The following is a 22,023-nucleotide window of genomic DNA, read 5'->3' as shown; positions in this document are numbered from 1 at the left end:
GGGCCTCAGCCCTTGACCGACCCCGACATCAGGCCGCCGACGAAGTACTTGCCCAGGATGATGTAGACGATCAGGGTGGGCAGCGACGCGAACAGGGCGCCCGCCATGGAGACGCCGTAGTTCTGCAGCAGCGCGCCGTTGGCGAGGTTGTTCAGGGCCACGGTCACCGGGCCGTTCTGCGACGACGAGAAGAACACCGCGAACAGGAAGTCGTTCCAGGCCGAGGTGAACTGCCAGATGAGCACGACCACGAAGCTCGGGACCGACAGGGGCAGCACGATGGACCAGTAGGTGCGCAGCATGCCCGCGCCGTCGACCCGGCCCGCCTCGATGAGCTCGTGCGGCACCGTGGCGTAGTAGTTGCGGAAGATCAGCGTCGTGATCGGGATGCCGTAGACCACGTGCAGCAGGATCAGGGTGGGCACGCCGGTGGGGATGCCCAGGTCCAGCACGAGCTGGGTGAGCGGGATCATCACCGCCTGGTACGGGATGAACATGCCGAACAGGATCACGGTGAACACGATGTCCGCGCCGCGGAAGCTCCACCGGGCCAGCACGAACCCGTTCAGCGAGCCGAGGAACGCCGCGATGACCGCGCTGGGCACCACCACGGCGACGGTGCGCACGATCGAGGGGGACAGCGCGGTCCACGCGGTGGCCCAGTTCTCCAGCGTCCAGATCTGGGGCAGCGCCCAGGCGCGGCTCGGGTCGGCGTCGCCGGTGCCCTTGAAGCTCGTCACGAGCAGCACGTACACCGGGACCAGCACGACCACGAGGAAGAAGATCAGGGCGGCGTAGCGCAGCGTGCGCGCCAGCGAGTAGCGGCTGCGCGCCACGCGGGGGCCGGGCCCGCCCACGGCCTGGCGCGGCGCCGTGAGCTGTTCGGCGGCGGCGGTCATCGCTTCTCCTCGCGGTTCGTGCGGATCAGGTACGGCACGATGACGAGCGCCACGATGATCAGCAGGATGGAGCCGACGGCGGCGGCGTTCGCGTAGTCGAAGCTCGACTTGAACACGAACATGTCCACGGCCGGCACCTTGGTCTGGTAGTTGGCCGGCTTGGAGATCGACATGATGAGGTCGAACGCCTTGAGCGACATGTGGCCGATGATGATCAGGGCGGACAGTGCGACGGGCGAGAGCTGCGGGAACAGCACGTGCCGGTACAGCTTCCACTCGCTGGCGCCGTCCATCCGGGCGGCCTCGCGCAGCTCGTCGGGGATGCCGCGGAACCCGGCCAGGAACAGCGCCATCACATAGCCCGACAGCTGCCAGATCGCGGGGATCGCGATGGCGACGATGCCGAAGGTGATGTTGTTCCACCAGTTGTTCTGCAGCACGTCGAGGCCGACGATCTGGAACAGCCGGTTCAGGCCGGAGGCCTGCTCGTCCTGGTTGGAGTTCAGGAGCCACCGCCACACCACGCCGGAGGCGACGAACGAGACCGCCATCGGGAAGAGGTACACCGAGCGGAACAGGCCTTCGCCCTTGACGGGCTTCTCCAGCATCCAGGCCCACAGGAAGCCCATGACCATCGTGCCGACGAGGAACACCACCGTGTACAGCAGCAGGTTCATCAGCGAGTGCTGGAAGTCCTCGCTGGCCAGGAGGTCGAGGTAGTTCGTGAACCACACGAAGGCGGTGGGCTTCTGCCTCGTGGCCTGCGCGGCGGTGTGGCTGTCCGTGAAGGACGTGGAGAAGTTGGCGGCGATCAGCCCGTAGACGAAGACGCCGACGAGGATCAGGGACGGGGCGAGCAGCAGGAGGGGTGGTCCGACTCGCCGCAGTTTCTTGAGCATGCGGGGCTACCTCGGTGGTGGCTTCGGTGGTGGCTCAGGTGTGGTGGTGGGCGCGGCCACGCGCCGCCGGGCGGGGGCCCGACGGCGCGCGGCGTGTGCGCGGGTGACGGCGCGGGGCGTCAGCCCTGAGCGGCCGCGGCCAGCTCGGACTGGTACCCGGCGAGGTCGGCCGCGCCGGTGGTGAACTTGCTGGTGGCGTCCGAGATCGCGGTCAACGTCGCGACCGGGGCCGCGGCGCCGTGCGCCAGCGAGGACACGATCGTGTCGTTCGCGAACGACTCGATGGCGGTCTGCTGGTACTCGGAGAACTCGGCCGGGTCGGCGTCGGTGCGCGCCGGGATGGAGCCCTTGGCCTTGTTGAACGCGACCTGGCCCTCCAGCGAGCCGACCGTCTCGAGCCACGCCTTCGAGCCGTCCGGGTTGGGGGCGCCCACCGGCAGCGTGAAGGAGTCGGCCAGGAAGTCGAACGTGCCGTCGGTGCCGGGCACCGGGGCCGCGGTGAAGTCCGTGCCGAGCACCTTGTCCTGCTCCTCGAACGCGGCCACCGCCCAGTCGCCCATGACGTTGAACGCGGCGCTGCCGTCGATCACCATCTGGGTCGCCTCGGGCCAGTCGAGGCCGTCGCGGTCGTCGTTGGTCAGGCCCATGATCGTCTCGAAGTCCTCGAGCGCCGCGGTGACCTCCGCACCCTCCCAGTCGGTGCTGCCGTCCCACAGGCCCGAGTACGCCTCGGGGCCGAGGTCGGCCAGGAGCACGGTCTCCAGCAGGTGCACCTGGGTCCAGGTGGTGCCCACCGAGATCGGCGTGACGCCGGCCTCGTCGAGCTTCTCGAGGTCGGCGATCCAGGCGTCCAGGTCCTCGTACTGCGCCTCGGGGTCGATGTCGTTCTCCTCGAGCACCGTCGGGTTGGCCCAGACGACGTTCGCGCGGTGGATGTTCGACGGGATCGAGTAGATCGCGCCGTCCTCCGAGGAGAGCCGGTCGACCAGGTCGGCCGGGAACGCGTCCGCGAGGCCGAACTCGTCGTACAGGTCGGAGACGTCCTCGATCTGCGCGGCGTCGATGTAGTCCTGCAGCTCGGCGCCCGCGTGCGCCTGGAACGTGTCCGGCGGGTCCTGCGCCTGCAGGCGGGTCTGCAGCAGGTCCTTCGCCGCGGAGCCCGCGCCGCCGGCGACGGCGCCGTTGACGAACTCGATGTCGGGGTGCTGCTCGTCGAACACGCCGACGAGCGCGTCGAGACCCGCCTTCTCGGAGCCGGCCGCCCACCAGGTGAACACCTCGACCTCGTTGCCGCCGCCTTCGCCGCCACCGTCGCCGCTGGTGCCACCGCCGCCGCACGCGGCCAGCGTGAGACCGAGCACGGCGGCTGTCGCCACCGTCGCGGTCGTCCTCCGGTTCACTCGCATCTGGGGTCCCTCAACCTTCCTCGGTCGCTGGAGCACCGGCCAGGGAGCCGCCACCTCCGTGGGACGACGTCGTGCCTGGGGCCGGCCGGGCGCGCCTGTACGCCCGTGAACCCGGGTCCTATCGAACGGCGGGGGCGTCTTGGTGTCAAGAAGTGAACGCAAGCGTCGCCCGATCGTGACCTGAACGTTCAGTTCGTGTATCCAAAGCCCTCGGAGCACCCAGGAAGGCGGTTACCCTGGGCGCTGTGCGCGCGGATCGGGTGACCCCGGGTTCGCAGACCTCACTGCGTGAGGCCAACCGAGCCCGGATCGTGAGCGCCGTCCAGCAGCGTGGCTCCCTCACGCAGATCGAGCTGGCCGGCGTCACAGGGCTGTCCCCGGCCACCATCTCGAACATCGTCAAGGAGCTCTCGGCCGCCGGCGTGCTGCACACCGCGCAGTCCATCCGCAACGGGCGGCGCGCGCTCCAGGTCACGCTCGCGCGGAACCTCGGCCTCGTGGCGGGCATCCGGTTCGGCCAGCGGTCCCTGAGCGTCGCGCTGGCCGACGCCTCCATGCGCGTCCTGGCCGAGCAGCGCATGCCGCTCGCGCCCGACCACCGCGCCGACGCCGGCCTGCAGCGCACGGCGATGCTCGTGCGCGAGATGCTGCTGGACGTGGACGCCGACCCGGACGAGCTGCTCGCCGTCGGCGTCGGCGTGCCCGCGCCCGTCGACATCCGCACCGGCGAGGTCGTCACCGTCGGCATGATGCGGGGCTGGGACGGCGTGCGTGTCGACGACGCGCTGGAGGCCGAGCTCGGCGTGCCCGTGACCACCGACAACGACTCCACGCTCGCCGCCATCGCCGAGGCCCGGTTCGGCGCCGGCGCCGGCCACGACTCGGTCGCCTACGTGCGCGTCTCGCACGGCGTGGGCGGCGGGCTGGTGCTGGGCGGCCGGGCGGTGCACGGGCGGTCCGGCGTGGCCGGCGAGATCGGGCACGTGTCCGTGGACGAGAGCGGCCCCGTGTGCCGCTGCGGCAACCGCGGCTGCCTCGAGATGCTGGTGGGCGCGGGCAGCCTGCTGTCCATGCTGCCGCCCGACGCAGGCCACCTCACGCTCGCCGACCTCGTGACCCGCGCGCGGGACGGCGACGCGGGCTGCCGCCGGGTCGTCTTCGACGCCGGCCGGCACCTCGGGGTCGCGCTGGCCAACCTGTGCAACCTGGTGGACCCGGACGTCGTGGTCATCGGCGGGCAGCTCGCCGAGGCCGGCGACCTGCTGCTCGAGCCCCTGCGCACCGCGCTCGGGCAGCGCGTCGTGGCCACCTCGCGCGGGCCCGTCGACGTCGTGCGCTCGCTGCTGGGCGCCGACGCGGGCGTGCGCGGCGCGCTGGCCGCGGCCCTCGACCAGGCGCGCGCGAACGGCTCCCTGGGGGTGACCACATGACCCGCACCCGTCCTCCGGCCCCGCTGAGTGCGGGGTCCTCGCCCACCCACCGGAGGGTGCGGGGGGTCGTGGCCGGGGTCGTGGGGCTCGGCCTGCTGCTCGCCGGGTGCGGGGCCGGGGGCGGCGGCGGACGTGTCGCGACCGGCACGGTCGAGGGGACCATCGGGCTCCTGCTGCCCGAGGCGCAGACCGCGCGCTACGAGGCCTCCGACCGGCCCACCTTCGTCGCCGTGACCGGCCGCCGCTGCCCGGGCTGCACCGTGCTGTACGCCAACGCCGCGCAGGACGCCGCCGCGCAGCTCCAGCAGGCCGAGTCCATGCTCGCCCAGGGCGCCGACGTGCTGGTGCTCGACGCCGTCGACACCGTCGCGGCCGTCGGCATCGTGGCGCAGGCCAACCGCCTCGGCGCCCAGGTCATCGCCTACGATCGGTTCGTGGACGGCGCGGACTACTACGTGTCGTACGACTACGAGTTCATCGGCTTCCTGCTGGGCTCGGCCCTGGCCGGCACCGTCCTGGACCGGGCGGCCGGACGGGACGACGGCGGGCGGCCCGGGGTGCTGCTCGCGCACGGCTCGGCCACCGACCCCAACGCCCTGGCGATCGCCCAGGGCACCCGCCGCGCCCTCGACGGAGAGGACATCGACGTGCTCGCCGAGCACTACACGCCCGACTGGAGCCCCGACAAGGCCACCGAGTGGACCGAGGCCATGCTCAGCCAGTACCCCGGCCGCGTCGACGGCATCCTCGCCGCCAACGACGCCATCGCCGGAGGTGCCGTCGCGGCCGCCAAGGCCGCGGGCCTCGACCCCGTGCCCGTCACCACCGGGCAGGACGGCGAGCTGTCCGCCGTGCAGCGCATCGTCGCGGGCGACCAGTTCATGACCGTCTACAAGGCCACCGACCAGCAGGCAGCCACCGCCGCCGAGCTCGCCGTGCGCGTGCTGCGCGGGCAGGACCCCCGCACCACCGCCGTCACGCAGGGCGTGCCCACGGTGCTGCTCGCCCCCCGGGCGGTGGCCGCGGCCGACGTCGAGCACGTCATCGTCGACGGTCACGTCTACTCGACCGACGAGATCTGCGTCCCGGCCTACGAGGCCGCCTGCGAGCGCGCCGGGCTCGTGGGCGCGACGGGGGAGGCGGACGGATGAGCGAGCCCCAGGTGCCCCTCCTCTCGGTGCGCGGCGTCTCCAAGCGGTTCGGTGGCGTCCGTGCCCTGGTCGACGTCGACGTCGACGTGCGCGAGCACGAGGTGCTCGCCGTCGTCGGCGACAACGGCGCCGGCAAGTCCACCCTCGCCGGCGTGCTCGCCGGCGCCCACCGCCCCGACGCGGGGGAGGTGCTGCTGGAGGGCCGGTCCGTCGTGCTCGACTCGCCCGCCGCCGCCCGCGCCCTCGGCATCGCCGCCGTCTTCCAGGAGCTCGCCCTCGTGGACGACCTCGACGTCGTCGAGAACCTGTTCCTCGGGCACGAGACCCTGCGCGGCCCGCTGCTCGACGAGGTCGCCATGGAGCGCGAGGCCTGGCGCCTGCTCGACCAGCTCGCCGCCAGCGTGCCCTCCGTGCGCGACCCCGTGCGCACCCTGTCCGGCGGGCAGCGCCAGGTCGTCGCCGTCGCACGCGCCCTGCTCGGCTCCCCGCGCGTCGTCGTGCTCGACGAGCCCACCGCCTCCCTCGGCGTCCGCCAGACCGCGCAGGTGCTCAACCTCATCGTCCGGCTGCGCGAGCGCGGCCACGCCGTCGTCCTGGTCAGCCACCAGGCCGGCGACCTGCAGGCCGTCGCCGACCGCATCGTGGTGCTGCGCCTCGGGCGCGTGCACGACGTGTTCGACGGCGACGCCTCCTACGAGGACCTGCTCGCCGCCATGACCGGAGCGGTACGGCCCGGCGCCCGGCGCGAGACCCGGCCCGACATCAGGGGGGTGCGCCGATGAGCGCCACGGGCCAGCCCGGGGCCGGCCTGCCCGGCGCCGTCTGGCAGCGCGTGCGCGGCGGCAGCAGCCTGCTGCCGATCGTGGCGGCCCTCGCCGCGGTCTGGATCGTGCTCGGCGCCGTCAACCCCGCCTTCCTCGCCCCCGAGAACCTCGTCAACCTCACGCTGCAGAGCGCGCCCGTGGGCGTCATCGCCCTCGGCGTCGTGCTCGTGCTGCTCGTGGGCCAGATCGACCTGTCGGTCGGGTCGCTCAGCGGGCTCGCCGCCGCCGTCGTCGCCGTCGGCTCCGTGACCCTCGGGTGGCCCGTGGCGCTCGCGATCCTCGCGGCGCTCGCGTGCGGGGTCGTGGTGGGCCTGGGCTACGGCCTGCTGTCGACCCGGCTGGGGCTGCCGAGCTTCGTGTTCACGCTGGCCGGCCTGCTGTTCCTGGCGGGGGTGCAGCTGCGGGTGCTCGGCCCGCTCGGGTCGATCAACCTGCCCTTCGAGTCGTGGTTCGTGCGGTCGGTCCAGCAGGGCTTCCTGCCCACCGGCGTGGCCTGGGCGCTCGTGGCGGTGGTCGTCGTCACGTCGGCGGTCGTGCAGGTGACCGCCCGGGCGCGCCGTCGCCGGGCCGACCTGCCCGCGGCGAGCGTGGGCCAGGTGCTGGTGCGCACGGGCGGGCTGGCCGCCGTGCTGTCGGTGATCGTCGCCTACCTCGGCGCGGCGCGCGGCATCGGGTACTCCGTGGTGCTGTTCGCGGGGCTGGTCGTGGTCGCGGACGTGCTGCTGCGGCGCACCCGCTGGGGCCGGTCGGTGCGCGCCGTGGGCGGCGACCGGCGGGCCGCGACGCTCGCCGGCGTGCCGGTCCGGAGCACCGTGGTGCTCTGCTTCGTGGCGTGCTCGACGCTCGCGGCGCTCGGCGGCGTGCTCGCCGCGGGCCGCCTCGGCGCGGCCAACCAGGGCACCGGCGGCGCCGACACGTACCTGGTCGCCATCGCCGCCGCGGTGATCGGCGGCACGAGCCTGTTCGGCGGGCGGGGCAGCGCGTGGTCGGCGGTGCTCGGCGTGCTCGTCATCCAGTCCATCGCCAACGGCCTCACGCTGATGAACGTGGACCAGGCGGCCCGCTACATGGTGACCGGCGCGGTGCTGCTGCTGGCCATCATCATCGACATGCTCGTGCGGAAGCGCAGAGAGGTGTGACATGATCCGTCGTCCGACGCTCGCGGTGGTGGCCGAGGCCGCCGGGGTGAGCCTCAAGACCGCCTCGCGCGTGCTCAACGGGGAGCCCAACGTGGCCCCCGCGACGCGTGAGCGGGTGCGGGACGCCGCCGTCTCGCTGGGCTTCCGGCGCAACGCCGTCGCGGCCGACCTGGCGCGCGGCGGGTTCTCCCGGCTGGTCGGGTTCATCACGGGCGACCTGGCCAACGAGTTCTACTCCGCCCTGGCCAGCGGCATCGAGCGCGAGCTGCGCGAGCACGGGCTGCAGCTCCTGACGGCGTCGTCCGACGAGGACCCGGAGCGGGAGGGCTCGCTGACCGGCGAGCTCCTGGAGCGGCGGGTGGGCGCCCTCATCGTGACGCCCGCGGGCGCCGACCACTCGGCCCTGCGCGGGGAGATCGCCGCCGGCCTCACCGTGGTCGTGGTGGACCGGCCCGCCGCCGGGATGGACGTCGACACCGTCGTCATCGACAACCGGGGCGGGGCGCGCGCCGCGACCCTGCACCTGCTGGAGCACGGTCACCGCCGCATCGGGTTCGTGGGCGACGAGCCGCACCTGTGGACCTACCAGGAGCGCAGCGCCGAGTTCCTGGCCGTGATGGCGGAGGCCGGGGTGCCCGACGCCGGGCGCTGGCTGCGCTCCGGCGCGCACTCCGCGGCCGCCGCCCGGGACCTCGCGGCCGAGCTGCTCGCCTCGCCCGAGCCGCCCACCGCGGTGCTCGCGGCGAACAACCGGGCCACCGTCGGCACGCTCCAGGCCCTGCACGAGGTGCCGGGCGGCGACGAGGTGGCCGTGGTGGGCTTCGACGACTTCGAGCTGGCCGACCTGCTGGGCATCACGGTGGTGGCGTACGACGCCGTCGAGATGGGCCGGCGGGCCGCCGAGCTCGCCGTGGCACGCTCCGCCGAGCCCGACCGCCCGGTCGAGCTCGTGGTGCTGCCCACGAGGGTGCTCCCGCGCGGCAGCGGGGAGCGTCCGCCCCGTTGACACGGGGCCTGACCTGCACCTACGTTCTGCGTTTGACAGCGCTGTCAGCCGACGAGGAGACCCCTATGTCATCAGTCACCGGCCGGGCCAGGTCCCGGCGGGCGGCCGCCGCACTCTCCGGCGCGCTCGCCCTCCTGCTCGCGATCCCGGCCGGCGGGGCGGCCGCCGCACCGGGGGCTCCACCAGGGTCCGGCGGTGCGCCCGCCCGCGGCGACTTCACCACCTCGTTCGAGGAGGGCGACACCGCGCCGCTCGAGTCGACGCCCGCCGAGCGGGGCGGCGCCCCGTGGCAGCAGAACGTCGGCGAGTTCGTGCCGGGCCTGCCCGGCAGCGTGCTCGACCGCGTGGGCGACGTCGCGGCCAGCGGCGAGAACCCGCCGAACGAGACCGCCGCGAACCTGGCCGACTGGTCGTCGGCCACCAAGTGGCTCACGTTCGCCCGGACGGGCTGGATCACCTACGAGACGTCCGAGCCCACCGCGCTGACCGGCTACTCGCTGACCTCGGCCAACGACTTCGCCGACCGCGACCCCCGGTCGTGGACCCTGCAGGGCTCGACGGACGGCGAGACCTGGCAGACGCTCGACGAGCGCACCGACGAGCGGTTCACCGAGCGGTTCCAGCGCCGGGTCTTCGAGCTGGACGCGGCCACCGAGCCCTACACGTGGTTCCGGCTCGACATCACGCGCAACAACGGCTCCGACGGCACGCAGCTCGCCGACTGGGACCTCTCCGAGGACCTCACCGAGCAGCCCGCGCGACAGCCCATGGTCACCGCCGTCGGCTCCGGGCCGCAGACGGTGAGCTGGACCAACAAGACGGAGGTGGGTTTCACCGGCACCCGGTCGCTGCGCTACGAGGGCGGCCACCTGGGCGACGGGGAGGCGTACGCGACCAACGTCCTGTACGACGACGTGGACGTGCGCGTGGGCCGCGACACCCGGCTGAGCTGGAAGATCTTCCCCGAGCTGCTCGCCGACCTGCAGTACCCGTCGACCTACACGAGCGTGGACCTGCGGTTCACCGACGGCACCTACCTGTCGGGCCTGCGGGCGCGCGACGCGCACGGCACGGCCGCGACCCCCGGGGGCCAGGGCGCCGGCAAGATCCTCTACGCCGACCAGTGGAACTCCGTGCGGGTCGACCTCGGGCCGGTGGCCCGCGGCAAGACCGTGGACCAGATCCTGCTCGGCTACGACAACGGCGGCGGTGCCGTCGGCTCGCGGTTCGCGGGCTGGCTCGACGACGTGACGATCGAGGCCCACCCCCAGCGGATCGACGCGAGCAGCCCCACGGGCTACGTGGACACGCGCCGCGGCACGCTGTCCAGCGGGTCGTTCTCGCGCGGCAACAACGTGCCCGCCACGGCCGTGCCCAACGGCTTCAACTTCTGGACGCCGCTGACCAACGCGTCCTCGCAGACCTGGCTGTACGAGTACCAGGCCGCCAACGACGCGCAGAACCGCCCGGTGCTGCAGGGCATCGGCATCTCGCACGAGCCCAGCCCCTGGATGGGCGACCGCAACCAGCTCGCCTTCCAGCCCGCCACCGGCGCGGGCGTGCCCGACGCCGGGCTGCGGGCGCGCGGCCTGGCGTTCGACCACGCCGACGAGACGGCGCGCCCCGACTACTACGGCGTGACGTTCGTGAACGGCGTCCGGGCCGAGGTGACGCCCAGCGACCACGCCGCCGTGCTGCGGTACACGTTCCCGAAGGACGCCGCGGACGGCACCGGGCACGTGCTCGTCGACCGCGTGGCCGGTGCCTCGAAGCTGTCGTTCGACACCGCCACCGGCGAGCTGACCGGCTGGGTCGAGAACGGCAGCGGACTGTCCGTCGGGCGCACCCGGATGTACGTGGCGGGCACGTTCGACCGGGCGCCGTCCGCCGTCGGCCGGGCCGCCGGCGACCGCGACGGCGCGCGCTACGCGACGTTCCCCACGGGCCGCGACCGCACGGTCGAGCTGCGCGTGGCCACCTCGTTCATCGGGCTGGAGCAGGCGCGCGCCAACCTGCGGCTGGAGGTCGCGGACCGCTCGTTCGCCGCGGTGCGGCACGCCGCGCAGGAGCAGTGGGACGACCGCCTCGGCGTGGTCGAGACCCAGGGCGGCACCGAGGACCAGCTCGTGACGCTGTACTCCAACCTGTACCGCCTCAACCTGTACCCGAACTCCCAGTTCGAGAACACCGGCACCGCGCGCAAGCCCGTGTACCGGTACGCGAGCCCCGTGTCCGCGCCGTCGGGCGAGGCCACGGACACCGAGACGAACGCCGAGGTCGTCGACGGCAAGATCTACGTCAACAACGGGTTCTGGGACACCTACCGCACCGCGTGGCCCGCGTACTCGTTCCTGTACCCGGACGTCGCGAAGGAGCTGGTGGACGGGTTCGTGCAGCAGTACCGCGACGGCGGCTGGATCGCCCGCTGGTCCTCGCCGGGCTACGCCGACCTCATGACGGGCACCTCGTCCGACGTCGCGTTCGCGGAGGCCTACCTCAAGGGCGCCCTGCCGACGCGCACGGCGCTCGACGCCTACGACGCCGCGCTGAAGAACGGCACCGTCGCGCCGCCGAACGACGCGGTGGGCCGCAAGGGCCTGGAGACCTCGCCGTTCCTCGGGTTCACGCCCGAGAGCACGCACGAGTCGGTCTCGTGGGGCCTGGAGGGGCTGATCAACGACTTCGGCATCGGCAACATGGCCGCGGCGCTCGCGGCGGACAAGCGCACCCCGCGCGAGCGGCGCGCGCAGCTGCGCGAGGAGTCGGCCTACTTCCTGGAGCGTGCCACGCACTACGGCGAGCTCTTCGACGAGCGGATCGGCTTCTTCCAGCCGCGGCACGCCGACGGCACGTTCCTCAACGCGCCGAACGAGTACGACCCGCGCACGTGGGGCGGCGGCTACACCGAGACCAGCGGCTGGAACTTCTCGTTCCACGCACCGCAGGACCCGCGCGGCCTGGGCAACCTGTACGGCGGCCGGGAGGGGCTGGAGGACAAGCTCGACGAGTTCTTCGCCACGCCCGAGGACGCCACCCACACGGGCGGCTACGGCGGCGTCATCCACGAGATGCGCGAGGCGCGGGACATCCGGCTGGGGCAGTGGGGCATGAGCAACCAGGTGTCCCACCACATCCCGTGGCTGTACGACGCCGCGGGCGCGCCCCACAAGACCCAGGAGATCGTCCGGGAGGTCACGCGCCGCCTGTTCGTGGGCAGCGAGATCGGCCAGGGCTACCCGGGCGACGAGGACAACGGCGAGATGTCGTCGTGGTGGATCTTCGCCGCGCTCGGCTTCTACCCGCTGCAGGTGGGCTCCGACCAGTACGCGGTCGGCTCGCCGCTGTTCGAGAAGGCCACGGTGCACCGGCCCGACGGCGACGTGGTGATCACGGCGCGGGACAACTCCGTCGAGAACGTCTACGTGCAGTCGCTGCGCGTGGACGGGAAGCGGCGCACGTCGACGTCGCTGTCCCGGGACGACCTGACCGGCGGTGCCCGGATCGACTTCGTGATGGGTCCGGAGCCTTCGGCGTGGGGCACCGGGGAGGACGACGCGCCGCCGTCGCTCACCGAGGGCGACGCGTTGCCGACCCCGGCCCGGGACGCCACGCCCGCGGGCCGGGTCACGGTCTCCGACGGCACGGACGCCGCGGCTCTGGTGGACGACACGTCCGACTCGCGCGCCACGTTCGCCACCGGCACGCCGACGGTCACGTGGGACGGCTCCGGCGCGGCGGCCGCGGTGGGCACCTACACGCTCACCTCGGGCGCCGAGGGCACGGCGACGCCGTCGGCCTGGCGGCTGGAGGGCTCGCACGACGGCGAGCGCTGGACCGTGCTCGACGAGCGCACCCGGCAGCAGTTCCGCTGGGCGCTGCAGACGCGCGCGTTCCAGGTGGACGACGATCCCGAGCCGTACGAGCACCTGCGCCTCGTGGTGACGGCGACGGCCGGCGACGGCGACCTGTCGCTGGCCGAGCTGGAGCTGCTCGCCGACCAGGGTGCGGGCGCCGACGAGGTGCCGCTCGGCACCGCGACGCCGGACCCGCGGACCCGCGCCGAGGCTCAGGCCGAGGACGCCGCCGACAGCATCACGGTGTGGGCCACCCCGGTCTGCGCCGACGGGGACGGCGCCCTGCGGGTGCAGGTCGAGGGCTCGTCCGGCGACGCGGCGGCGTCGGTCACGGTGACGTCCGACTTCGGGACGCGGACGCTGGACGGCACCGGCGAGGTGACGTTCGAGGCCGGCTCGGCGCAGATCGGCACGGGTGCGGTCACGGCCGTCGTCACGACGACCGTCGACGGCCAGAAGGCGACGCAGACGGTGACGGCCCCGTACGCGGGCGGCGCCTGCGGCTAGCGGAGGCCGCACCGGCGAGGTCGGTCGGTTGCCTCGAGATCGGTCCATCGATGGACCGATCTCGAGGCAACCGACCGACCTCGTTGGTGGTGGGTGAAAAGGTGGACGCTGAGGGCTGGGCTACGGGTTGTACCGCGTCCGGGTTACGTAGTTTGCACATGGTGACGGCGCAGGCGTTCTGGGTCTGACGGGGCGTCAATACGCTCCCAGGCACACACGAGGTTCCCCAGGCCTGACGAGGAGCACACCATGTCACGAACCCTGAGAACGTCCCGTTCCCTGATAGCGCTGTCAGCCGCCGCACTCGTGGTCGGTACGGCGTTCACCGGCGCGTCCGCGGCGGGGGCAGCGTCGCCCTCGGCCGCCACGACGGGCATCGCCGGCAGCACCAGCAGCACCAGCGGCGCGGCGGGCGTCACCGCCGCCGACCTGCCCGACGGCCAGGTCCGCGCGATGGAGCGCGACCTCGGCCTCACCCGCGCCGAGATCCCCGAGCGCCTGGCGCTCGACGCCGAGGCGGCGATCGTCGAGGCGCACCTGGCCGCGACGCTCGGCGAGGACTACGCCGGCACGTGGCTGCCCCGGGGCGCCGACGCCCCGCGCGTGGCCGTGACCAGCCGGGCGGCCGCCGCCGTCGCCGAGCGCGCGGGGGCGGACGCCGTCGTCGTCGAGCACGGGCTGGACACCCTGACGTCCTGGAAGGAGTCCCTGGACGACGTCGGGGCGCCCGCCTCCGTGCACGCCTGGTACGCCGACCCCACGACCAACGAGGTGGTCGTCGAGGCCGCCGACCTCGCGGCCGCGAAGGCGATGGTCGCCCGGGCGGGCGTGCCGGCCGACGTGGTGCGGGTGGAGAAGTCCGCGGTGGCGCCGCAGACGGCGCGCGACATCCGCGGCGGCGACGAGTTCCACAAGCCGCTCGGCAACGGGTACGTGACCCTCTGCTCGATCGGGTTCGCGGTGTCGGGCGGGTTCGTCACGGCCGGGCACTGCGGCTCGACGGGCGACCCGGTCAACGCCCCGGACGGCACGGCCCTCGGCACCTACCGCGGTTCGACCTTCCCCGGGCGCGACTGGGCGTGGGTCGGCACCACCAGCGCGTGGACGCCCACCCCGGCGGTGAACAACTACGCGGGCGGCACCGTGGCCGTCGCGGGCTCCGCGGAGCAGGGGATCGGCGCGTCGGTGTGCCGGTCGGGCCGCACCACGGGCTGGCGCTGCGGCGTCATCCAGGAGAAGAACGTGACCATCAACTACGGCAACGGCGACATCCCCGGCATGGCGACCGGGTCGGCCTGCGCCGAGGGCGGCGACTCCGGCGGCTCGGTGATCTCGGGCAACCAGGCCCAGGGCGTCACGTCGGGCCGCATCGGTGACTGCTCCACGAACGGCCGGTTCATCTACCAGCCGCTCAACCCGATCCTGAGCAACTACGGCCTGCAGCTCACCACGACGTCGGGTGGCAGCGGTGGGCGGCCGCTCGTGGGCCTGGCGAACAAGTGCATCGACGTGCCGAACTCGGAGTTCACCGACGGCAAACGCCTGCAGCTGTGGACCTGCAACGGCACGGCCGCGCAGCGCTGGACGTTCCACTCCGACGGCACGCTGCGCGCGGGCGGCCTGTGCATGGACGTCGCGTGGGGCAACACCGCCGACGGCACCGCGGTGCAGCTCGCCAACTGCAGCGGCAACGCGGCGCAGCGGTTCACCCTGAGCGGGGCCGGCGACCTGGTCTCGATCCTCGCGAACAAGTGCGTCGACGTGCCGAACAGCAACAGCGCGGACGGCACACCGCTGCAGATCTGGACCTGCAACGGCACCGCGGCCCAGAAGTGGCGCGTCGGCTGACCCCCGATCTGCCGAGGTAGAACTGCAGCGAAGTAGAACTGCAGCGAGGTAGAACCGCAGCGCACCCAGGTGCGCTGCGGTTCTACCTCGCTGCAGTTCTACCTCGCCAGGGTTCTATCTCGGCGAGCCGTGGGGGGTCAGAGGGTGGCGCGGACCGTCCTGGTCGCCGTGACCAGGTTCGCCAACGACTGCCTCGTCTCCGCGTGCGCGCGCGTCTTGAGGCCGCAGTCCGGGTTGACCCACACCAGGGCCGGGTCGATCGCCTTGGCCGCGAGCGTCACCAGCTCGGTGACCTCCTCGACCGACGGCACGCGCGGGCTGTGGATGTCGTACACGCCCGGCCCGATGCCGCGCGCGTAGCCCGCGTCGGCCAGCTCGGGCACGATCTCCATGCGGGAGCGCGCCGCCTCCACGGACGTGACGTCGGCGTCGAGCCCGTCGATCGCGCCGATCACCTGCCCGAACTCCGAGTAGCACAGGTGGGTGTGCACCTGCGTGGCCGGGCCGGCCCCGGCCGTCGCCAGCCGGAACGAGCGCACCGACCAGGCCAGGTAGTCCGCGTGGTCGGCGGCGCGCAGGGGCAGCAGCTCGCGCAGCGCGGGCTCGTCCACCTGCACGACGGCGATGCCCGCCGCCTCCAGGTCGTCCACCTCGTCCCGCAGCGCCAGCGCCACCTGGTCGGCGGTGTCGCCGAGCGGCAGGTCGTCGCGCACGAACGACCAGGCCAGGATCGTGACCGGGCCCGTGAGCATGCCCTTGACCGGCTTGCTCGTGAGCGACGCCGCGTACGCCGTCCACGACACCGTCAGCGGCGCGGGCCGGGACACGTCGCCCCACAGGATCGGCGGTCGTACGCAGCGCGACCCGTAGGACTGCACCCACCCGTTGACCGTCGTCGCGAACCCGTCGAGCTGCTCGGCGAAGTACTGCACCATGTCGTTGCGCTCGGGCTCGCCGTGCACCAGCACGTCCAGGCCCAGCTCCTCCTGGAGCGCGACCGTGCTCGCGATCTCGGCGCGCATCGCCGCGGTGTAGTCGGCGTCGGACAGCTCGCCCCGCACCCACGCCGCCCGCGCGCCGCGGATCTGCGCCGTCTGCGGGAACGACCCGATGGTCGTGGTCGGCAGGGGCGGCAGGTCCAGGCGCGCCCGCTGGGCGGCGGCGCGCTCCGCGTACGGCGCGCGCTCGGCGTCGGCGGCGGTGAGCGCGGCGGTCCGCGCCCGCACCTGCGGGACGACGACGCCGGGCGCCGCCGCGCGGGACCGCGCCGCCGCCGTCGACTCCGCGAGCCGGTCGGCGACCGCTGCCCGGCCCTCGGCCAGGCCCGTGGCCAGCGTGACCACCTCGGCCACCTTCTGGTCGGCGAACGCGAGCCAGGACCGCAGGCCCGCGTCCAGGCGGGGCTCGTCGGCGGTGTCGTGCGGCACGTGCAGCAGCGACGTCGAGGTGCCGACGGACAGCGCCCCCGCGCCGACGCCGGAGCCGGGCGCCGCCAGGGCCTCCAGGGTGGCCAGGCGGGTGTCGAGGTCGGCGCGCCAGACGTTGTGCCCGTCGATCACCCCGGCGACGAGCGTCTTGGTCTCCAGGCCGGGCACGGGGCCCGTCGGGACGGCGCCGCGCACCAGGTCGACCGCGATCGCCTCGACGTCGGTGCCCGCCAGCAGGGCGAGGCCGTCGCCCGCGGCGGAGCGCAGGTCGCCGTAGGGCGCGGCGACCAGGATCGCGGGCCGCTGTGCCGGGAGGGCGGGTTCGGTCGCGGGGGAGAGGTCGGTCGCCAGCGCGGTGTAGGCGCGGCGTACGGCGTCGGCCACCTCGTCGAAGGGCACGCCCAGGAGGTCGGTGACGAGGGCGGGCTCGTCGAGCTGGACCCACGGGGCGCCCGCCGCGGCCAGCGCCCGCAGCAGCTCGGCGTACGCGGCGACCACGTCGTCGAGGCGGTCCAGGGGGCGGAAGTCGTCGGGGGCGCCGTCGGCGGCCTTGCTGAGCAGCAGGAACGTCACCGGGCCGACGAGCACGGGCCGGGTGACGACCGGGCGGCCGCCGTCGTCCGGGTGGGCGAGCTCGGTGAACTCCCGGACCACGCGGTCGTCGGCGAAGCCGACCGGGGTGTCCGGGCCGATCTCCGGGACCAGGTAGTGGTAGTTGGTGTCGAACCACTTGGTCATCTCGAGCGGGGGCCGGTCGCCCTCGCCGCGGGCCACGGTGAAGTAGGCCTCGAGCGGGAGGCGGCCCCCGTCCGTGGTGAGGTCGGCGAAGCGGTCGGGGACCGCGCCGAGCAGGGCGACCACGTCGAGCACCTGGTCGTAGAAGGAGAAGGAGCCGGGTACCGCCCCGGGGGTGTCGAGGCCGAGGCCGGTGAGGTGTCGCGCGGTGCTCCGGCGCAGGTCGCGCGCGGTGGCCTCCAGGTCGTCGAGGGTGGTGCGGCCGGCCCAGAAGGACTCGACGGCGCGCTTGAGCTCCCGCCGGCGGCCGATCCTCGGGTAGCCGAGGATCGTCGCGCCGGGAAGGTGCGGGTGGGTGACTGCCATGCGTATCAGCTCCATCGGACCTGGCGTTAGCACCTTGCCCCGAGCGTGGCGCCTCGGAGGTAGGTTGCTGCGGTGTCGTGGAGCCAGGACTCTCGACCGCTCTGGATGATTGTGCGGATCGTACGGCCCGACCGGCATGTGGCCGGAAAACCGTCCACCCCTCGGGACGGGTCCGGGATCGGCAGTCTCTGGCCGTGCGCTCAGGGGCCGTCGGTGCCGCCCGTGGGCGCCATGCTCGGCCCTGTGCAGCCCGCCCACCTGAGCTCGCTGCGCACCTCGTAGGCGGCCTGGCCGGACCGGGCCGACACCACCGCGGCGCGCGGCAGCCACGTGGTGGTGTCGATCAGGAGGTCGATCCGGGTCACGTCGCCGCCCAGCACGAGCGGGCTCGCGGGGAACAGCCGCACGCGCGCGAGCACGCGGCCGCCGTCGTCGTCGAGCAGGAGCTCGTCGGCCAGCTCCTGGTCCGTGCCGTCGAAGGCCGGCAGGCCGAGCACCGTGCCCACGGTCACCTGCTGGAGCACGGCCAGCGGCTTCTCGTCCAGCGCCACCTTGGGCGCGCCCACCGACGCCGACGCCTGGTCGGTCCGCAGCACCGGGCCCCCGTCCAGGGTCGAGCTCGTGGTCAGCTCGCAGCCGGCGAACGACGTCGCCGTGGCCGCCCGGTCGATCGCCTCGGCGGGCGTGAGCCAGACCGTCGGGCCCGGTGATGGCGACCTGTCGGCCGGGCCGGGCAGGGCCGGGACGGGCGAGCCCGGCAGCACGCCCGGCAGGCCGCCCTGCGTGGTCAGGTATGTCGCCGCGAGGCTCACCACGACCACCACGGCGGCAGCCGCAGCCAGGGCCCAGGCCCGGGGGCGCCGGGTCCGCGCGCCGCGGCGACCGGCCCCGTGCACCAGGACCTCCACGGAGGCGCCGGCGTCCACGGCGGACGGGCGTGCCGGGTCGTCCGCCGCACCCGCGGCGGCTCGGGCGCGGGCCAGCGAGCGTGCGCGCACGCGGTCCAGGTCCAGCTCGGTGTCGACGCCGCGCAGGGCCGCGCGCGCCCGGGCCAGGGCGTCGTCCGTGCCGGTGCCGTTCGTGCTCGGGCTGTCCATGTCAGCACCCCTCCTCGGTCAGCTTCTCGTAGGCGGCGCGCAGGCGGCGGCGCGCGCGGTGCACCCGGGTGGCCGCGGACGCCGTCGTGCAGCCGAGCACCTGCGCGACCTCGGCCGTCGAGAGCTCTGCGGCCGCGAGCAGCGCGATCACCTCGCGGTCGGCCGGGCGCAGCAGGTCCAGGGCACGCCGCAGCTCGTCCAGCTCCCCGACCAGGCGGGCGTCGTCCTGCCCCGGCGGTACCGGGTGGGTGCGCACGCGCTCGGCCAGCGCGGTCCGGCGCTGCTGGGCGCGCACCTGGTTCGCCAGCACGCGGCGGGCCACGCCCAGGAGCCACGCGCGGGGGTTGTCCGGCAGCTCGCCCTTGCGCCACGCGATCGCGAAGACCTCGGCCACCACGTCCTCCGCCTCCGCCGCGGGCAGGCGGGCGCGGGCATAGCGGTACACGCCGCGGGCGTGCGCGGCGAACAGCTCCTCGGTGGCCGCGGGCGTGAGAGGTTCGGGCCCGGGGTCGGGGGGCAGGTCGGTGGGCAGGTGGGTGCGCAGGGTCCGCTCCGGTCGTGAGACGTGCTTCCGACCCCAGTGTGTCCGGCAGCGGGCCGCCCATGACAGGTGCGCGCTGTCGGCCACGTCACACCCGCGGCGCTGCCATCGCGGGCCCCGGGGCGCACACCGATGCAGGCATGACCACCCTGCTGCCCCGCCCCTCCCGCGCGTCCTCGGCCCGTCCCGTCCCACCCGGCCCCGCCTGGCCCGCCGTGGCGCTCGCCGCCGCGGCGGTGATGCTCGTGACCGCCTGTTCCGGCGTCGCCGGGGCCGACGCCGGGACAGGACCCGGCTCACGCCCGCCCGCCGCGTCCGGGGCGCCGGACGGTGCCGTCGCACCCTCGTCGGACGGCGCGGGCACCGCAGCCGATGCCGGTACCCAGCCCGCGGGCCCGGACCTCACGGCGCACTCGACGTCCGACCCCGCCAGCCCCTGGGTGGTGGTGAACAAGCGCTCGCCGCTCGACCCGGTGGACCACGAGCCCGACCTGGTCACGGTGCGCGGCTACCTCGTGCGGCCCGACGCCGCGCCCGACCTCGCCGCGCTGCTCGACGCGGCCGACGCCGACGGCGTGCACCTGACCCTGCGCAGCGCCTACCGCGGGTACGCGAAGCAGGCGGCCGTGTACGACGGCTGGGTGGCGCAGCTCGGCGCGCGGGAGGCGGACGAGGTGTCCGCCCGTCCCGGGTACAGCGAGCACCAGACGGGGCTCGCCGTCGACGTCGGCGGCACCACCACGCCGGGCTGCGACTTCGAGGCGTGCTTCGGCGGCACGCCGGAGGGGCGCTGGGTGGCCGGCCACGCCGCCGAGCACGGGTTCCTCGTGCGGTACACGCCCGGCAACCAGGCGGTCACCGGGTACGCCCCCGAACCGTGGCACCTGCGCTGGGTGGGCCGTGAGCTCGCGGAGCACCTGCGCGCCACCGGCGTGAGCACCCTCGAGGAGGCGTTCGGGGTGCCGGGCGGGGACTACGCGCGCTGAGCCGGGCGAGCCCGGCAGCAGGGATCAGGGAGCAGGATCAGGCAAGGACACGGGAGGAACGTCGTCGCCCCGGCCACCCCTGTCGGCGTTGACTGGTCAGGAGCCGGGGGCACCTCCGGCAGCATCGGACAACACCTGGGGGACAGGACATGGACATGCCGATCACCGTCGTCGTCGGAGCCAGCTCCGGCATCGGGCAGGCCACGGCGGTCCGGGCCGCGGAACGCTCGGGCGTCGTCGTCACGTACAACAGCAACAAGGACGGCGCCCTGGAGACAGTCCGGCGCATCGAGGAGGCCGGCGGCCGGGCCGTGGCGCTCCCGCTCGACGTCGGCGACAGCGCGTCGTTCGGCGGCTTCCGTGCCGACCTGGAGCGGGCGCTCGCGGACACCTGGGGCGAGCGGCAGGTCACGGGCCTGGTGAACAACGCGGGCTTCGGCGGCGGCACGCCGTTCCCGGATCTCACCGAGGAGCAGCTCGACCGCACCTACCGAGTGCTGTTCAAGGGGCCCTACCTGCTGACGCAGACGCTGCTGCCGCTGATCGCCGACGGCGGCTCGGTCGTGAACACCGCCAGCAGCTCGGCGGGCCGCACGAACCTGTCGGAGGGGTACTCGGCCTACGGGTCGATGAAGGGCGCCGTCGTGGTGCTGTCGCGGTACCTCGCCAAGGAGCTGAGCGGGCGCGGCATCCGGGTCAACTCCGTCTCGCCGGGCCCCACCCGCACCCGGCTCGGCGGGGACGCGTTCGAGAGGTACCCGGAGCTGGTCGCGCCGCTGGCGGAGCGCACCGCGCTGGGCCGGATCGGCGAGAGCGACGACGTAGGATCTGTCATCGCCTTCCTGCTGTCGGACGGCGCCCGCTGGATCACGGCGCAGGACATCGAGGTCTCGGGCGGGTTCGACCTCTGACCTGGCCCCCGACGCAGGTGACGGCCGCGTCCGCGCCCCGGGACGCAAGTTCCAAAATGTCCCAGTATGGGTAAAGATGTGCGGAACACCTATCACCAGGGGAATATCGTGACCGCGACCGCCTCCGGGGCCACCGCCGCACTGTCGGGCGAGCCGGGCCGCACGCCCGCGCTCGTCGCCTGCGACGTCACGGGCACGCTGGCCAGACCCGGCCGGCGGCCCGGCGCCGCGGTGCTCGACGCCGTGGCCGCGGTCCGGGCGGCAGGCCACCACGTGGTGATCGCGACCGGGCGCTCGCTGGTCGGCGCCGTCCAGGTGGCCCGGCACCTCGGCGTCCGCGAGGGCTGGGTGGTCGCGGCCAACGGGGCGGTGCGCGCCCAGCTGCACCGGGACGGGTTCACGGTGGCCGAGGTGGTGCCCCTGGACGCCGAGCCCGTGGTCCGGCTGGTCTCCCGCACCCGGCCCGACCTGCGGGTCGCGGCCGAGGTGGTGGGCACGGGCTACCGGGTCTCCGACCGGTTCCCCGCGCAGCAGCTCGCCGGCTACCAGGAGGTCGTCGGCGAGGCGGCCGGGCTGTGGTCCCGGCCCACGCCGCGCCTCGTCGTGCACGGCCAGTGGGCTCAGCGGCTGGCACCCACGCTGCGCGCCGCCGGGGTCACGGCGCACCCCGTGCGCGTCGACTGGGTCGACGTCACGGCCCCCGGCGTGAGCAAGGCGACCGCGCTGGAGCACATCCGCGCCGAGCTCGGCACGGCGCGCTCGGCGACCTACGCGCTCGGCGACGGCGAGAGCGACCTGGAGATGCTGGCCTGGGCGGGCACCGCGATCGCCATGGGGCAGGCGCCGGAGGCCGTGCGCGCCGTGGCCGACCGGGTCACCGGGACGGTCGACGACGACGGCGCCGCCGCCGCGCTCCTCGACCTGCTCCGCCGGCCCGCGGCCTGAGACCCGCCCGCCCCGGCCCGCCCGGTCGACCGGGCTGGTCACGCCCTCGACG

Annotated in this window: 16 protein-coding genes and 1 riboswitch; of the genes, 10 read left to right on the top strand and 6 right to left on the bottom strand. The window is 74.2% G+C overall.

The genetic code is table 11. The features are described from left to right. Positions 1-5: 5 nt before the first annotated feature. From APR03_RS21825 to APR03_RS21815, 3 genes are all read right to left on the bottom strand, one after another. Positions 6-899, bottom strand: a complete 894-nt coding sequence (locus tag APR03_RS21825) for a carbohydrate ABC transporter permease (RefSeq protein WP_253839256.1) — start codon at positions 897-899, stop codon at positions 6-8. Next, on the bottom strand, positions 896-1,798 hold the full coding sequence (locus APR03_RS21820) for a carbohydrate ABC transporter permease (RefSeq protein WP_253839254.1): 903 nt from the start codon (positions 1,796-1,798) through the stop codon (positions 896-898). Before APR03_RS21820 ends, APR03_RS21825 begins: the two co-directional genes overlap by 4 nt. A gap of 119 nt (positions 1,799-1,917) precedes the next feature. Next, positions 1,918-3,204: an ABC transporter substrate-binding protein gene (locus tag APR03_RS21815; protein WP_253839252.1), complete on the bottom strand. Its 1,287-nt coding sequence runs from the start codon at positions 3,202-3,204 to the stop codon at positions 1,918-1,920. A 245-nt stretch (positions 3,205-3,449) separates the two neighbouring features. Here APR03_RS21815 and APR03_RS21810 point away from each other — a divergent pair, with 245 nt between their 5' ends. The 7 genes from APR03_RS21810 to APR03_RS21780 all read left to right on the top strand — a co-directional run bounded on the left by APR03_RS21810 (position 3,450) and on the right by APR03_RS21780 (position 14,963). Further along, positions 3,450-4,634 carry an ROK family transcriptional regulator gene (locus APR03_RS21810; RefSeq protein WP_253839250.1) on the top strand — a complete coding sequence of 395 codons (1,185 nt, stop codon included), beginning with the start codon at positions 3,450-3,452 and terminating at the stop codon, positions 4,632-4,634. A gap of 68 nt (positions 4,635-4,702) precedes the next feature. Further along, positions 4,703-5,785 carry a substrate-binding domain-containing protein gene (locus APR03_RS21805; RefSeq protein ID WP_253839248.1) on the top strand — a complete coding sequence of 361 codons (1,083 nt, stop codon included), beginning with the start codon at positions 4,703-4,705 and terminating at the stop codon, positions 5,783-5,785. Next, complete coding sequence (locus APR03_RS21800; RefSeq protein ID WP_253839246.1) at positions 5,782-6,567, top strand: ATP-binding cassette domain-containing protein; 786 nt, start codon at positions 5,782-5,784, stop codon at positions 6,565-6,567. Before APR03_RS21805 ends, APR03_RS21800 begins: the two co-directional genes overlap by 4 nt. Further along, complete coding sequence (locus tag APR03_RS21795) at positions 6,564-7,748, top strand: sugar ABC transporter permease (protein WP_253839244.1); 1,185 nt, start codon at positions 6,564-6,566, stop codon at positions 7,746-7,748. The genes APR03_RS21800 and APR03_RS21795 overlap by 4 nt, the downstream gene beginning before the upstream one ends. Before the next feature lies 1 nt (position 7,749). Then, positions 7,750-8,754, top strand: a complete 1,005-nt coding sequence (locus APR03_RS21790; RefSeq protein WP_253839243.1) for a LacI family DNA-binding transcriptional regulator — start codon at positions 7,750-7,752, stop codon at positions 8,752-8,754. Positions 8,755-8,819: 65 nt separating this feature from the next. Next, entirely contained in the window at positions 8,820-13,115 is a 4,296-nt protein-coding gene (locus APR03_RS21785; protein WP_253839241.1) for a GH92 family glycosyl hydrolase, read from the top strand. Positions 13,116-13,364: 249 nt separating this feature from the next. After that, positions 13,365-14,963 (top strand): ricin-type beta-trefoil lectin domain protein, encoded by a 1,599-nt coding sequence (locus APR03_RS21780; protein WP_253839239.1) that lies wholly within the window; start codon positions 13,365-13,367, stop codon positions 14,961-14,963. A 137-nt stretch (positions 14,964-15,100) separates the two neighbouring features. Here APR03_RS21780 and metE read toward each other — a convergent pair whose 3' ends face one another. The 3 genes from metE to APR03_RS21765 form a co-directional block, all read right to left on the bottom strand. Continuing rightward, entirely contained in the window at positions 15,101-17,491 is a 2,391-nt protein-coding gene (gene metE, locus APR03_RS21775) for a 5-methyltetrahydropteroyltriglutamate--homocysteine S-methyltransferase (RefSeq protein WP_253839238.1), read from the bottom strand. 8 nt (positions 17,492-17,499) lie between these two features. Next, positions 17,500-17,603: riboswitch (SAM riboswitch) on the bottom strand. An 88-nt stretch (positions 17,604-17,691) separates the two neighbouring features. After that, positions 17,692-18,588, bottom strand: a complete 897-nt coding sequence (locus APR03_RS21770) for a hypothetical protein (RefSeq protein WP_253839237.1) — start codon at positions 18,586-18,588, stop codon at positions 17,692-17,694. 1 nt (position 18,589) lies between these two features. Further along, positions 18,590-19,216: an RNA polymerase sigma factor gene (locus tag APR03_RS21765; protein ID WP_253839236.1), complete on the bottom strand. Its 627-nt coding sequence runs from the start codon at positions 19,214-19,216 to the stop codon at positions 18,590-18,592. 53 nt (positions 19,217-19,269) lie between these two features. On the opposite strand from APR03_RS21765, the gene APR03_RS21760 reads away from it, so the two are divergent. From APR03_RS21760 to APR03_RS21750, 3 genes are all read left to right on the top strand, one after another. After that, positions 19,270-20,115 (top strand): M15 family metallopeptidase, encoded by an 846-nt coding sequence (locus tag APR03_RS21760; protein WP_253839235.1) that lies wholly within the window; start codon positions 19,270-19,272, stop codon positions 20,113-20,115. Between the two features lie 155 nt (positions 20,116-20,270). Continuing rightward, the gene (locus APR03_RS21755; RefSeq protein ID WP_253839234.1) at positions 20,271-21,026 is read left to right on the top strand and encodes an SDR family NAD(P)-dependent oxidoreductase; all 756 of its coding nucleotides are present in this window, start codon (positions 20,271-20,273) and stop codon (positions 21,024-21,026) included. A gap of 108 nt (positions 21,027-21,134) precedes the next feature. Beyond that, positions 21,135-21,971 (top strand): HAD family hydrolase, encoded by an 837-nt coding sequence (locus APR03_RS21750; RefSeq protein ID WP_253839233.1) that lies wholly within the window; start codon positions 21,135-21,137, stop codon positions 21,969-21,971. Positions 21,972-22,023: the final 52 nt, after the last annotated feature.

It is taken from the genome of Promicromonospora thailandica (assembly GCF_024171955.1).
Taxonomy (GTDB): Bacteria; Actinomycetota; Actinomycetes; order Actinomycetales; family Cellulomonadaceae; genus Promicromonospora; species Promicromonospora thailandica.
Note: the sequence above shows the minus strand (reverse complement) of the source record. Positions and strands in the feature narration are given on the sequence as shown.